The sequence below is a fragment of the Geomonas silvestris genome (assembly GCF_014193515.1).
Lineage (GTDB): Bacteria > Desulfobacterota > Desulfuromonadia > Geobacterales > Geobacteraceae > Geomonas > Geomonas silvestris.
Map to the genome: position 1 here is coordinate 201,376 of NZ_BLXX01000001.1, position 12,814 is coordinate 214,189.

The window sequence follows — 12,814 nt, forward strand, 5'->3', positions numbered from 1 at the left end:
GGTGCAAGGTGGGCGGCCGGCCGGTGCGCCTTAGGGATCGAACACCACCGCAGTGGTCAGGTTCCTCCCCTCGTCCTTGGATCGGTAGAGGGCGGCATCGGCCTGGGCGAGGAACCAGCGGGCGGTGCGCTCTTCGGATGCGGTCGCGCTCACCACCCCGACGCTCAAGGTGACGCAGGCGGCCACGTCGGAAAAGGCATGGGGCACCCCCTCCTCTACCATGGAGCGGCGCAGGTGCTCGGCCAGGTGGGAGGCCTGTTCCGCTCCGGTCTCCGGCAGGATCACCGCGAATTCCTCCCCGCCGTAGCGGCAGGGAAAATCGCTCCCCCTCTGGAAGACCCGTTGCAGCAGGGCGCCGATGCGGCGCAGGGCGTCGTCCCCCGCCTGGTGGCCGTACCGGTCGTTGAAGCGCTTGAAGAAGTCGATGTCGCACATGATGAGCGACAAGGGGGTGCCGCAGCGCTGGGCCCGGCGCACCTCCGAGTCCAGGGTCTCGTCGAGAAAGCGCCGGTTGGCGAGCCCGGTCAGGCCGTCCATGCGGGCGAGCATCTGCAACTGCCGGTTCTTGCGCGCCAACTCCTCGCTCAAGGCCTCGAGCATCCGGCTGCGCCGGATCAGCTCCAGGTGGTTGCGCACCCGGATCGCCACCACCGGCGGGCTGATCGGCTTGGTGATGTAGTCGGCCGCCCCGCACTGCAACCCGCGCGCCTCCTCTTCGTGGCTCACCGCGGCCGTCACGAAGATCACCGGGATGTGGGCGGTCTGCTCGATGCTCTTGAGCTTGCGGCAGACCTCGAAGCCGTCCATTTCCTGCATCATGATGTCAAGGAGGATCAGGTCGGGAATCAGGGCGACGGCGACCCGCAGCCCCTCGGCACCGCTTACCGCGAAGTAGATATCGTAATCGCCTTTGAGCGTCTCATTGAGAGTTCCGATGTTGGCGGGGACATCGTCGATGATGAGGATCTTCGGACGGGGGTGTTTCCTCTGCATGGCAACCTCGGAATCATCAGTCTGATCGACCTGTTGCGCCGAAATACGGGAACAGGAAAACGAATCCCGGATAGTATAAAACAAAAATTGTAAATTACCCGGCTCCGTTTTCATTATGATGCGACCATCTTTGCGGAGCCACCGCACAGGGCGTGGGTTACGCCACGGGGCGCGGCGCAACACCCTCAGCGGGCGGCCGGAAAGCAACCCCCAACGCGTGGTGTTTCTGCGGGACCCGGGGCAGCGAAGTCAGCGAGAAAGCTGCGCCGGCCACCCTGGAGGCATCCTCTCCTCTTAGAAACGGAAGTAAGGGTCCCGGAAACGACGAAGGCGCCCCTGGGGGCGCCTTCGTTTCGACACAAGATCCGTCAAAAACCGGCTATTTGCGGAGCAGTTTCACGATGGCGGAGAAGTCCTCCTCCCCCCTGCCGTCCTCGACCGCCTGGGCGTACACCCCGCACACCGTCTTCGCCGCGGGAAGTTCCAGCCCGAGGCTCTCCGCGGTCTCCAGGACCCGGTTCATCTGGCTGTGCACGTACTTGAGGGCCAGGTTGCGGCTGAAGTCGCCGCGCTGGATGCTGCGCCCCTTGGAGTGGAACAGCGGCGAGGCGACCCCGCCGGAATCGAGCACCTCGAGGATCTTGTCGGCCCTGAAGCCCATCTTCTCGCCCAGCACCAGCCCCTCGGAGAGCGACAGCATCATCTCGGCCTGCAAAAGGTTCACGATCAGCTTCATCCTCGTTGCGGCGCCGATCTTGCCGACGTGGATGATGTTCAGGCCGAAGTAGGAGAACGGCTCGCGGCAGCGGCCCAGGAGCGACTCGTCGCCCCCGGCGATGATGGTCAAAAGGCCGTTGGAAGCGTGCTCCTTGGTCCCCCAGACCGGCGCCTCCAGGAACATCACCCGGCGCTTCACGGCCTCCTGGCTCATCTTCTCGATGGTCTCGATGCAGTGGGTCCCCATATCCACCAGGATGGTACCGGGATCGATCCCCTCCAAAACGCCATTCTCTCCGAAGACCAGGAACTTGCTCTCGGGAACGATGACGATCACCAGGTCCTGCCCCTTGGCGGTTTCCGCCGGCGTTTGGCCGACCTTCACACCGAGTTTGGCGAGCTCGGCGACCGCGTGGGCGTCTTCATCGAATACGGTAAGTTGATAGTCCGACTTGGCAAGGTTGGCCGCCATGTGTACGCCCACAGTCCCCAGCCCTACAAAACCGATCTTTCTCAGCATAGCTTCCCCCAAGGTGGCTGATGCGCCGGCATCAGTGGATCACAGTCAAACCCGCCGGGGCGGATCTGATTATGTTGAAATTTAAAACAGGGTTTGCATTATAACCGCATTACCCTAACTATGCAACGTTTATCAGCGAAATTTCTCCACGCCGACCCGGTCGCAGAGGGGAGCCAACGGGCAGCTGCTGCAGCGGGGAGAAACGGGCGTGCACTGGTTCTGGCCGAAGCAGACCAGAAGATCGTTGATGGCGATCCAGTATTCGGGCGGCAGCTTGGCGCGCAGGGCGAACTCGGTCTCCTCGGGGGTACGGGTTTTCAGGTACCCCCAGCGGTTGGTGATCCGGTGCACGTGGATGTCGACGCAGATGCCCGGCTTGTCGTGCCCCAGGGTAAGCACCAGGTTGGCGGTCTTGCGCCCCACCCCCTTGAAGGTGAGCAGTTCGTCCAGGTCGTCGGGGACCCGTCCCGCGTAGCGCTCCACGATGAGCCGGGAGATCTCCTTGATCTGCCGGGCCTTGTTGCGGTAGAAGCCGACCGGGTAGATCGCCTCCTCTATCTGCTCCACCGGCACCAGCGCGAGCTTTTCCGCGGAGGCGGCGATGGCGAAGAGCCGGGTCGAGGCCTCGGCGGTAACCTGGTCGCGGGTCCTCAGCGAAAGGATGCAGGAGACCAGTACCTTGAAGGGGTCGCGGTCCTGCGTCGCCACGATGGTGACCGCCGGAGTGGCCCATCCCCTCTCCTCGATGGTTTCGGCCAAAAGCGCCATCGCCTGGTGGATCTGGTCCCCCTGCACGGCTAGAAGCGGTTGCGGCAAAAGCGCATCATGAGGACGCCGACGATCGAGCCGAAGAGCCCCATGATGATGAGGGAGACGCCGATGCTGCGCCCGTCTCCCAGGCCGAGCACGTCTTTGTGCTTCATGAACCCAAGCAGCGCGAGCCCGGCAAAGGTGGCCAAACCACCCACAACAAAGGTGACCAGCGCGCTGATCCCCAGAATAAGTCCCTTCTTGTCCTTGACCACGAATTCCCCTTTACACCGAAGCGGTGCGCATGTCGCTTACAGCCTGCCCCGTTATACAAGATGCGGCAGCCTCAAGCAACTGATAAGTGAGCCGGCGCTTATAAGGTTGCAGATCGGGGCAAAACCCCTATAATGTGCGGGCTATAAAAAGGAGACATCATGAACGGTCTGATCGATTTACACCTGCACTCGACCTTTTCCGACGGCGTGCGCACCCCTGCCGAGTTGGTCGCCATGGCCTGCGGGTTGGGGCTTTCCGCCATCGCCCTCGCCGACCACGACGCGGTGGACGGCATCGACGAGGCGCTCGAGGCGGGAAAGGCCTGCAATCTTGAAGTGCTGCCCGCCCTGGAACTCTCCGTCGCCTTCGGCCCCTACCGGGACGTGCACCTTTTGGGGTACCTTCTCGACCACCGCGACCCGGAACTCCTCGCCACCTTGAGGGAGTTCCGCGACAAGCGCGAGCGGCGCAGCGAGGCGATCGTCGACAAGATCAACGAGAAGCTGGCCCTGGAGGGGAGGGCCCCCATCGACAGCCGGGAGGCCGCCGCGCTGGCAGGCGGTGCGCTCGGCCGTCCGCACATCGCCCAGGTCCTGGTCGCCAAGGGGTACGCAGCCAACATGCAGGACGCCTTCATGCGCTACCTCATCCCCTGCGACGTCCCCAAGCGCTACTTCCCGGTGGACGAGGCCTTCGCCACCATCCGCAGACTGGGGGGGGTAGCGGTGCTGGCGCACCCGACCAGCATCACCCAGGACCGGACCATCCTCACCGGGGTCCTCGACGAGTTGTGCGCCATGGGGCTTCAGGGTGTTGAGGCCTTCAACAACATCTGCAACGACCAGGATAGCGCCTGGCTCAGGTACTACGCGGAGAAGAAGGGGCTGGTCTGGACCGGCGGTTCCGACTACCACGGCATCGAAGAGGGGATCATGATGGGAAGCGGCCGCGGCTCGATGTCCGTCCCCTACTCCTGCGTCGAGGCACTGAAACGGAGCCAGGCGCAGGCGGCTCGCCCGCTGAGCAGCTAAAACCCGCGCCGCAGTATCCTCGGCAAAAGAGGCTCTTCCGGGAATTCGGTAACCACACCACCCCCTCCCTTGACGGGAGGGGGCCGGGGGGTAGGTGTGAAGCCGCCATCGGCAATGATGTGGCACTTTCCCCCTCACCCTGTCCCTTGTATATTACACAGGGCTTGTATAGGTTAAGTCACCAACTGTTTCCTGAGTCATGGTAGCACGTCGTCCCTCTGGGATCAGAGCCCGTGGGAGAGCTTGAGGCGCCATGACTTCCTTCAATATCCCGAACAGTTGCCAGGGACTTCTACGATCCCGTATCCGCAAGGCAGGGAGTGAAGATGAGTGATCTCGTTGTTGGTATTGATGTCAGTAAAGCAACCCTTGATGTAGCTACCTTTCCCGTCAGCAAAGAAACCAGTGTCGCTAATGATGAAACTGGCTGCAACGATCTAGCCTCGCGGCTGAAGGAGCTTAATCCCAGGTTAATCGTGCTGGAGGCCACCGGTGGGCATGCGTGGCAAAAGGGCGATTTTCGGTGGCCGAGCAACGGTGAGAACCATGCTGTATATGGCAACTCTATCTGCTGTTCGCTACAACCCTGCAATCAAGGCTTTTTACAATCGGCTCATTGCCGCGGGAAAACTCTACAAGGTGGCAATGGTGGCGTGCATGAGAAAGCTGCTAACGGTTCTCAATGCCATGGTTAAAGCGATGCAGCCCTGGACTCCTGATTTTAGTTAATCCTCTTGACTATAAACACAGTTGTTCTCCCGCGAGGGGAGAGGGACCCAGTTGGACAGCTTCCCTGGAATTCCCCGACGAATCAACAAAAAAGGGCCCCGGTTTCTCCGGGGCCCTTTTCTCGTTCTCAAAAAACAGCTCGTCAGTCCTTGGTCGGCTTGAAGCTGATCACGTCGAGCGTGCTCTCCGCGTCGGCCACCCCGTCCACGGTGCGGGCCAGGCGCAGCGCCTCCTCGATCTCCTCCTCGGACTGCACGTGCCCCGAGATGGTCACCACGCCGTCTTCGGCGGTGATCCGCGATTGCAGGATGCGCACGCTGCTGGAGCGCAGGATTTCCACCTGAACCCGCTTGGCGAGGATGATGTCCTCGAGAAGCGCCATGGACTCCTCCTCGCTCTCCTTGAGCCGGGGGTCCTTCACGGCAGCCATCACGCAGTCGATCATGGCGCTTTGCGAGATGCGGGTGGTGTTGAACATGATGTCGTAGGCGAGCGGGTCGTTCCAGTCGCGGTTGAAGTAGAAGTGGATGAACCCGCCCAGTTGGTGGTCGCTCTTGCGGATCAGGTCGCGGGCCAACTCGGGGTCGATCCATTCCCGCTCGGCGAACTTCTCCACGCGGTCCTCAAAGGGGGCCACGAAGCGGACCTTCACCACGTTATCGAGCCCTTCGATGAGGTCCTGGCCGCCGCGGCCGTAGAGGATCACGTTCCCCTTGCGGGCGCTCTCCAGAAGGATCAGTTCCATGGTGCTCAGGTAAGCGGCCTGCAGCCGGTCCTCGGCGGTACGGTAGGAGGGTGGTTTTTCGTCGACCCTCTCCAAAATTTCAGTGGTCAGTCCATAAGAAGGGGCCAGTTCCTCGATCTTCACCCGGTCCACCAGGGTGTATTTGAGCTTCTTGGCCAGCTCCTTGGCGATGGCGTAGGCGCCGGTGCCCATTTCACGGGAAATGGTGATGATTGCCATGCGTGCCTCCTTTGCTAATGAAAACCGCGGCCATCATAGCACGCCAGGTTGCTCGTATACAAGGGTTTAGTAAGGATAAGTAGGGGAAACCTTAGTGATGCAGGGGGGATGGAAGGTCCGGCGAGGGGAGGTTTCCCCTCGCCGGGGTGGCGTTAGAAGTTGTCGGCCGCGCGCTCGAAGTGGGCGCGGGGGTGCAGGCAGACCGGGCAGAGCTGCGGCGCCTCGGTACCTTCGTGGATATGGCCGCAGTTGCGGCACTTCCAGCGCACCGGTTCCTCGGCCTTGAAGACGCTGCCGTCTTCGAGCGAGGCGAGCAGCAGCTTGTAGCGCTCCTGGTGCTCCTTCTCTATCTTGCCGATGCTCTCGAACATGACGGCGATGGCGGTGAACCCCTCCTCGCGTGCCTCTTTGGCCATGCGGGGGTACATGTCGGTCCACTCGGCAAACTCACCGGCGGCGGCCGCCTTGAGGTTGGCGAGGGTGTCGCCGATCCCCCCGAGCGCCTTCAGGTGCAGTTTGGCGTGCTCCCTCTCGTTCTCGGCGGTCTCCGTGAAGAGCGCGGAGATCTGCTCGTACCCTTCCTTCTTCGCCACAGCGGCGTAGTAGGTGTACTTGTTGCGCGCCTGCGACTCGCCGGCGAAGGCTTCCAACAGGTTCTGCTCGGTCCTGCTTCCCTTGAGTTCTGCCATGTACTTCCTCCTTTGATGGTCCTTCCGATGCGCCGCCCGACACCGCCGTTGGCCGGCCGTCGCACGCTCCAAAACGTTGTGAAAACGAGCCCCCGGATGCGCCCTGATCGCACGCCTTGGCCTGCTATTCGATTCTCACCCGGCGCACGCCGGCGACGTGGCTTAGGACTTCTGCCAGTTCGCCGGCGCCGGCCTTCCCGGCGAGTTTGACCTGGTACTCGATGAAAAAGGAGTGCTCGACCCGGTCCCGGTCGAACTTGGCTGCCAGAGGCTGCACGCAGTGGCCGGAGAGCGCCGCGTCGACGCGCTTAACCAGCTGGGAATCGTTATCCCCCCAGATCTGCACATAGAAGTAGGCGTCCCTGGGGAGCCTGCTTTCCAGCTGCTTGAGCAACAACAGCGAGGCGATGGCGATCAGCGTGACGCACAGCGCCAACTGGAACAGCCCGAGCCCGCAGGCAAGGCCCAGGGCGGCGGCCACCCAGAGGCAGGCCGCGGTGGTGAGGCCGCGGATGGCGGCCTTGTCGCGGATGATGGCGCCGGCGCCGAGGAAACCGATCCCGGTCACCACCTGGGCGGCGATGCGCCCCGGATCCACCCCCACCGCTACGGAACCCGAGAAGTTGCCGAACTGGCGGTAGACCTCGAGCGAGGCCAAGGCGTAGAGACAGGAGCCGAGCGAAACCAGAAGGTGGGTGCGAAAGCCGGCAGGACGGCCGTGCAGCTCGCGCTCGAGCCCGATCATCCCGCCCAGAAACGACGCGAGCAAAAGCCTCAGCACGAGCCCCCCGTCAAGGGCGGGAACCATGGGGCGCTACTCCTCGCCCAGGGTGAGGGAGAGGGTGAGCAGCACGGTTTTCCTGCGCGCACCGCAGCTTACGGTGAGCGGGACCTCGATCTTGCCGCCGGCAAGCGGTCGCGCCGTGCCGGCGAGCTCCAGGGAGAGCGCTTCCCCGCTGTCAGCACCTCCACCCGCCCCGGGAGCGGCCACAGGGACCGCCGCCTCGGCAGCGCCGGCAGGCGGCTCCACAAGCCCCTGCAGAGCCTCGGCCCCGGCTACCCCCTCGAGACCCTTGGTGCGCAGCTCGTTCAGGACCGTTTTCACCAGGGCGAGCAGGGTCTGCAAGACCCCCTCCCCGCGTTGGCTGCTGGCCTGAAAATTCGGGAGCCGGGACGGGTTCAAGATACGCTCCAGGTCCTGCTGCGCTACGGCGTCGGGGAGATCCGACTTGTTGTACTGGAACACCAGCGGCACGCTGGAGAGGCTCTGGCCGTACCCCTTCAAGAAGGCGTCCAGGTGGTCCAGGCTCTCGCGGTTGGCCTCGGCACGCCCTGGGGAGGCATCGGCCACGAACACCACGCCGTCCACCCCCTTGAGCACCATCTTCCAGGCTGCCGGCTCAACCACCTCACCGGAAACCGTGTAGACATGGAAGCGGACCCGGTAGCCGAGCACGTTACCATCGCCGGGCGGGGTGAAGTCGAAGAAGAGCATGCGCGCTTCCTGGACGCTCATCACCTTCATGGCGCCGCGGAACTCGGGCCTCAACTTGCCGTGCACGTGTTTTAGGTTGGTGGATTTGCCGGAGAGGCCGGGCCCGTAGAAGACGAGCTTGGCGTTGATCTCCCTTTTTGCCTGATTAACCAAGGCCATGTCGAACTCCTTAGGTATTCACCTGTCTTTGTTTTTGTTCAGCAGGATGCGTCGCGCCTGGCTGGCGATCACCGACGAGATGTTCTTGCTCTTGGCCATGAGGGCTAAATCCTTGTCGGACAAGGTCGCCACAAAGCGGAGTGCCGCGGGAAGCGGCGTCTTGTTGTTCTCGGCGAGCGCCTTGCGGATCTGGGCGTTTTTCACCCACTCCTTGTTGGCGCAGATCATCCTGAGGATCTCGTCGTTTTGCACCGCCGACTTGGCGATGGTGAGCACCTCGGCGTCGGTGATGCGCGGGTTTTTCATCACCGCCGAAGAAACCAGCTTGTTCGAGTCCTTGATCAAAAGCCCGCGCCACTCCTTGTCGCCGGTCATGGCCATCTTGATCTTGTCGCCGATCCCCATCTCCTGGGCCTGCTGGTACTTGGACTGGAAGTCCTCCTCGGCCGGTTCCTCCTCCCCCTCAGGCTCCCCCCCGGCTGGGGTTTCACCCTCTTCGACCGGCTCCGGGCCTGGTTCCTGGGGGGGCTCGGCATCCGGCACCTGCCCGGCGCCGGATTCAGGCTCCGGCGCTCCTGCCGCGGCGGAGGGAGCCGCGCCGCCTGTGTCCTCTTGGCCCAGAAACGCTGCGGCAGCCGGGGTAAGCGAGGGGTGCGCCAGGAAAAGGGGGACCAGTTCGCCCTTGTCGCGGTGCAGCTTGATCAAAAGGTCCAGGATGCGCGGGTGCAGGTTGGGGTCCTGGAGCAGCTGACGCAGGAAGCCGGTTTGCAGCCCCCTGAGCGTCTCCAGGGCGGTCCGCTTCACTGCGGGGTCGGCGTCGTGGCAGAGGTAAAAGACCAGGAGCAGGGCGTCGCGCGGCGGCAGACCCGCCTTGCCCGAGGCGGCCTTGAGACGCTCGGCGAGCGGCTTGTCCGCACCGATGTACGGAGCAGCCGCCGCCGAGACCTTGAAGGTGACCTTTTCGGCCGGTTGGCTCATTACTTCGCCTGGGCGGATTTAACCACGCCGGCGTCCAGCCCGGCCTTTTTCAGGGATTTCGCAGCCTTCTCGGCGGCCGCCGTATCGGCGAAGGCGCCGGCGCGCAGCTTGTAGACCGCAACCGGCAGGGTCGCCGTCTTGGGGAGCAGCTGGACCCCCTTGGCCTGGAGCCGGTTCTGCTCGCTGGTCGCCTTGGTTTCGCGCAGGTAGGAGCCGGCATAGACGGCGTAGCGGCCGTTTTCCTTGAGCATGAAGGCGTCCGGCGCAGCCAGCTTCAGGCGCTCCAGTTCTTCGAGCGCCTCGTCGCGGTTGGCAAAGTCGGCCAGGAAAAGCCGGTGCATGAGCTCCCCCTTCTGGCTCTTCGTCTTCACCACCTGGGTGATGCCGGCCTTTTTCAGCTTCGCGACGGCCGAGTTCACCTCGCTCTCGGCGAGGTCGTCGTTGATCTGCAGGGCGTAGGCGGCAGCGGGTGCCTTCTTGGCAGGTGCGGCGCCCTTCCCGGCGGCAGCCTCTTTCCCCTTCCCTTGGGCCGGTTTGCCGGCGCCCTTCTTCTCGGCGGCGCCGGCGGGCTTGGTCTCCTTGGCAGCCTGTCCCGGCTTGGCGGCGGCAACCTCCTTGCCGGCAGGTTCGGCGGCTTCCTTGGCGCCCGGCTTGGCGGCCGGCTTGGCGGCCTGAGCCTTGGCAGGGGGCTGGGCGCCCTTTTTCTCTTCCGGCTTGGCGGCAGCCGGAGCGGGTTTCTTCTCCTCAGGCTTGGCGGCAGGCTTGCCCGCCTCCCCCTTCTTCTCTTCCGGCTTGCCGGCGGGAGCCTGCTTGCCGGCCTCGGCCACTTTCGCCTCGGGCTTCGCGGCGCCTGCCTCGGGGCGGGGGGGGAGCGGTTTTTTCACCGGCGCTTCGGCTGCCGGGGCAGGCTGCGGCTTGGGCTCTTCGCCGCGCGGCTTGATGAGACCGGTGAAAAAGTACAGGTAGGCGAAGACAAGGATGAGCAACAGGAGGATGAGCAGGAGCAGTTGCTGTGAACTCTTTTTTTCCGGCAGCTGATCCTCTGCATCCGGGTTAAAATCTTTGGCCATGTTGCTGATCCTCCTCGTTTTAAATGGTAGTACTCAATGTTCAACCGGAAAAAGACGCGCGCGAGGCGTCCTGACCCGGCCGCCCGGTCCGCACGGGACCGGGAGAGGCCGGGTTCCGTAGTAAATCACACAGTAGTGCCTGGAGCTGGTTGAGGAGCCAGCCCGGGGCTAGTGGGCGCCGTTACCGTTACCCTTCAGGTTTGCCGACTCGGTGATGATCTTCTGGGCCAGGTGGCTCGGCACCTCTTCGTAGTGCGAGAACTCCAGGGTGAAAAGGCCGCGGTCGCTGGTCATCGAACGCAGATCGTTTGAATAGGTGAGCACCTCGGACATGGGGACCACCGAGCGGATGATCTGCGAGTTGGCCTTGGGTTCGACCCCGACCACCTTGCCGCGCCGCGAGTTGAGATCGCCGATCACATCCCCCATGTTCTCGTCGGGGACCGTGACCTTCATGTTGACGATCGGCTCCAAGAGCACCGGCTTGCAGAGCTCCATCGCCTTTTTGAAGGCCATGGATCCTGCCACCTTGAAGGCCATCTCGGAAGAGTCGACCGTGTGGAACGAGCCGTCGAAGAGCGCCACCTTAATGTCGACCACCGGATTGCCGGCCAGAAATCCTTCCTTGGCGGCATCCTGGATCCCCTTGTCGACGGCCGGGATGTACTGGCGCGGGATCACGCCCCCGACGATCTTGTCCTCGAACAGGTACCCTTCGCCGCGCGGCAGCGGCGAGAGCTCGATCCAGCAATCGCCGTACTGGCCGCGCCCGCCGGACTGCTTCTTGTATTTCCCCTGCACCTTCGCGCTCCCCCTGATGGTCTCCAGGTAGGGGACCTTCGGGGTCTTCAGCACCACCTCCACGCCGAACTTGCGCTTCATCTTCTCGACGATCACCTCGAGGTGCACCTGCCCCATCCCCGAGATGATGAATTCCTTGGTCTGCGGATCGCGGTGCGACTCGAGGGTGGGCTCCTCCTCGATCATCCGGTGCAAGGCGTTGTGGATCTTGTCCTCATCGGCCTTGGTCTTGGGCTCGATGGCGTAGGAGATGACCGGGGCGAGCTGCTGTGCCGGCTCGTAGAGGATCGGTTTAGCCTCGGCGCACAGGGTGTCGCCGGTGACCGTCTCCTTCAGCTTGGAGACCGCGACGATGTCGCCGGCAACCGCCTGCTGCACCGGGTGCTGCTTCTTCCCTTCCAGCTCGTAGATCTGACCGATGCGCTCCTGAACCCCTTTGCCCGGATTCCAAACCGTCGAGTCGGAGTTGAGCACGCCCGAGTAGACCCTGAAGATGGTGATCTTGCCGGTGTAGGGATCCGACGTGGTCTTGAAGACCAAGGCCGAGAACGGCTCGTTTTCGGACGGTGCGCGCTCGACGATCTCCTGGCTCTTCGGATCGATGCCGACCGCGTTGGTGCGGTCCAAAGGAGACGGGAGGTAATCGCAGACCGCGTCCAAAAGCTGCGCCACGCCGATGTTCATGGCGGCCGAACCGCACAGTACCGGGGTGAAGGTGTTGCGCATGGTGCCGACCCTCAGGCCGTCCAGGATCTCCGCCTCGGTCAGCTCCCCCACCTCCAGGAACTTCTCGGTGAGCGCGTCGTAGGCCTCGGCGACCGTCTCCACCATCATCTCGCGCAGCCGGTTCGCCTCGTCCCGGTACTCGCCGGGGATCTCTTCTTCGCTGAACTTGCCGGAGAGGTCGTCCTTGTAGACGTAGGCCTTCATCCGGATCAGGTCGATGACCCCCTTGAAGTCGGCCTCGAGCCCCAGCGGGATCTGCACCGCGACGCCGCGGGCGCCCAGCGCCTTCTCCATGTCGTCGATGGCGCGGAAGAAGCTGGCGCGTTCGCGGTCCAGTTTGTTCACGAAGGCGATGCGCGGGATCTCGAACTCGTTGGCCCACTGCCAGACCTCTTCGGTCTGCACCTTCACCCCCGAGATGGCGGAGAGGATGACCACGGCGCAGTCGAGGGCGCGCATGCAGGCGCGGGTATCGGCGATGAAGTTGCCGTAGCCCGGGGTGTCGACCAGGTGAATGGAGTGCCCGTTCCACTCGCAGTGGTCCAGGGAGGAGGTGATGGAGATGCGACGCTTGATCTCCTCAGGCTCATAGTCCATCGTGGAGGTGCCTTCGTCGACGCGCCCGAGGCGGTCGATCATCCCGGCGTCGAACAGGATAGCCTCGGCAAGCGAGGTTTTCCCGGCACCCCCATGAGCTACAATTCCCAGATTGCGCAGTTTTGCCGTTTCATACCTTCCCATAGTGCCCCCCGTTGGAATTTAATCAGTCACTGACCTACTTCGAACGAAATACGAGCTGTGAGAGAAACGAACGTCCAGTTTCCGGTACTTGCCTCCTGCCGCGACCTCCTTTGAAAGGTTCTAAGTTCCAAGTTCTACGTTCTAGGTTCTAGGTTCTACGTTACAAGCATGTGCC

Annotated in this window: 12 protein-coding genes and 1 pseudogene; 2 read left to right on the top strand and 11 right to left on the bottom strand. The window is 63.2% G+C overall.

Features of this window, described 5'->3' with window-relative positions; genetic code table 11:
• Positions 1-30: 30 nt before the first annotated feature.
• The 4 genes from GMST_RS00820 to GMST_RS00835 all read right to left on the bottom strand — a co-directional run bounded on the left by GMST_RS00820 (position 31) and on the right by GMST_RS00835 (position 3,255).
• Complete coding sequence (locus tag GMST_RS00820; RefSeq protein ID WP_183352704.1) at positions 31-993, bottom strand: diguanylate cyclase; 963 nt, start codon at positions 991-993, stop codon at positions 31-33.
• A 379-nt stretch (positions 994-1,372) separates the two neighbouring features.
• Positions 1,373-2,230 (bottom strand): NAD(P)-dependent oxidoreductase, encoded by an 858-nt coding sequence (locus GMST_RS00825; RefSeq protein ID WP_183352705.1) that lies wholly within the window; start codon positions 2,228-2,230, stop codon positions 1,373-1,375.
• Positions 2,231-2,362: 132 nt separating this feature from the next.
• Positions 2,363-3,025, bottom strand: a complete 663-nt coding sequence (locus tag GMST_RS00830; protein WP_183353250.1) for an endonuclease III domain-containing protein — start codon at positions 3,023-3,025, stop codon at positions 2,363-2,365.
• Between the two features lie 2 nt (positions 3,026-3,027).
• Positions 3,028-3,255: a hypothetical protein gene (locus tag GMST_RS00835; protein ID WP_183352706.1), complete on the bottom strand. Its 228-nt coding sequence runs from the start codon at positions 3,253-3,255 to the stop codon at positions 3,028-3,030.
• Positions 3,256-3,414: 159 nt separating this feature from the next.
• On the opposite strand from GMST_RS00835, the gene GMST_RS00840 reads away from it, so the two are divergent.
• A complete protein-coding gene (locus GMST_RS00840) occupies positions 3,415-4,287 on the top strand; it encodes a PHP domain-containing protein (RefSeq protein WP_183352707.1) in 873 nt (290 codons plus the stop codon).
• A 501-nt stretch (positions 4,288-4,788) separates the two neighbouring features.
• A pseudogene (locus GMST_RS00845) lies at positions 4,789-5,016 on the top strand (IS110 family transposase); the annotation flags it as partial.
• Between the two features lie 142 nt (positions 5,017-5,158).
• On the opposite strand, the gene GMST_RS00850 reads toward GMST_RS00845, so the two are convergent.
• From GMST_RS00850 to fusA, 7 genes are all read right to left on the bottom strand, one after another.
• A complete protein-coding gene (locus GMST_RS00850) occupies positions 5,159-5,980 on the bottom strand; it encodes a cytidylate kinase family protein (protein WP_183352708.1) in 822 nt (273 codons plus the stop codon).
• A gap of 152 nt (positions 5,981-6,132) precedes the next feature.
• Positions 6,133-6,669 (bottom strand): rubrerythrin, encoded by a 537-nt coding sequence (rbr, locus tag GMST_RS00855; RefSeq protein WP_183352709.1) that lies wholly within the window; start codon positions 6,667-6,669, stop codon positions 6,133-6,135.
• Between the two features lie 124 nt (positions 6,670-6,793).
• The gene (locus GMST_RS00860) at positions 6,794-7,477 is read right to left on the bottom strand and encodes an MgtC/SapB family protein (protein ID WP_183352710.1); all 684 of its coding nucleotides are present in this window, start codon (positions 7,475-7,477) and stop codon (positions 6,794-6,796) included.
• 6 nt (positions 7,478-7,483) lie between these two features.
• Entirely contained in the window at positions 7,484-8,323 is an 840-nt protein-coding gene (locus GMST_RS00865) for a GTP-binding protein (protein ID WP_183352711.1), read from the bottom strand.
• 18 nt (positions 8,324-8,341) lie between these two features.
• The gene (locus tag GMST_RS00870) at positions 8,342-9,301 is read right to left on the bottom strand and encodes a hypothetical protein (RefSeq protein ID WP_183352712.1); all 960 of its coding nucleotides are present in this window, start codon (positions 9,299-9,301) and stop codon (positions 8,342-8,344) included.
• Positions 9,301-10,371, bottom strand: a complete 1,071-nt coding sequence (locus tag GMST_RS00875) for an SPOR domain-containing protein (protein ID WP_183352713.1) — start codon at positions 10,369-10,371, stop codon at positions 9,301-9,303. Before GMST_RS00875 ends, GMST_RS00870 begins: the two co-directional genes overlap by 1 nt.
• Before the next feature lie 168 nt (positions 10,372-10,539).
• Positions 10,540-12,639 (bottom strand): elongation factor G, encoded by a 2,100-nt coding sequence (gene fusA / locus GMST_RS00880; RefSeq protein WP_183352714.1) that lies wholly within the window; start codon positions 12,637-12,639, stop codon positions 10,540-10,542.
• Between the last annotated feature and the right edge of the window lie 175 nt (positions 12,640-12,814).

What these genes read in the sequence shown, in the direction of transcription:
- GMST_RS00820 (WP_183352704.1), bottom strand. Translation starts at nt 993, where the DNA reads ATGCAGAGGAAACACCCCCGTCCGAAGATCCTCATCATCGACGATGTC.
- GMST_RS00825 (WP_183352705.1), bottom strand. Translation starts at nt 2,230, where the DNA reads ATGCTGAGAAAGATCGGTTTTGTAGGGCTGGGGACTGTGGGCGTACAC.
- GMST_RS00840 (WP_183352707.1), top strand. Translation starts at nt 3,415, where the DNA reads ATGAACGGTCTGATCGATTTACACCTGCACTCGACCTTTTCCGACGGC.
- GMST_RS00850 (WP_183352708.1), bottom strand. Translation starts at nt 5,980, where the DNA reads ATGGCAATCATCACCATTTCCCGTGAAATGGGCACCGGCGCCTACGCC.
- rbr (WP_183352709.1), bottom strand. Translation starts at nt 6,669, where the DNA reads ATGGCAGAACTCAAGGGAAGCAGGACCGAGCAGAACCTGTTGGAAGCC.
- GMST_RS00860 (WP_183352710.1), bottom strand. Translation starts at nt 7,477, where the DNA reads ATGGTTCCCGCCCTTGACGGGGGGCTCGTGCTGAGGCTTTTGCTCGCG.
- GMST_RS00865 (WP_183352711.1), bottom strand. Translation starts at nt 8,323, where the DNA reads ATGGCCTTGGTTAATCAGGCAAAAAGGGAGATCAACGCCAAGCTCGTC.
- GMST_RS00870 (WP_183352712.1), bottom strand. Translation starts at nt 9,301, where the DNA reads ATGAGCCAACCGGCCGAAAAGGTCACCTTCAAGGTCTCGGCGGCGGCT.
- GMST_RS00875 (WP_183352713.1), bottom strand. Translation starts at nt 10,371, where the DNA reads ATGGCCAAAGATTTTAACCCGGATGCAGAGGATCAGCTGCCGGAAAAA.
- fusA (WP_183352714.1), bottom strand. Translation starts at nt 12,639, where the DNA reads ATGGGAAGGTATGAAACGGCAAAACTGCGCAATCTGGGAATTGTAGCT.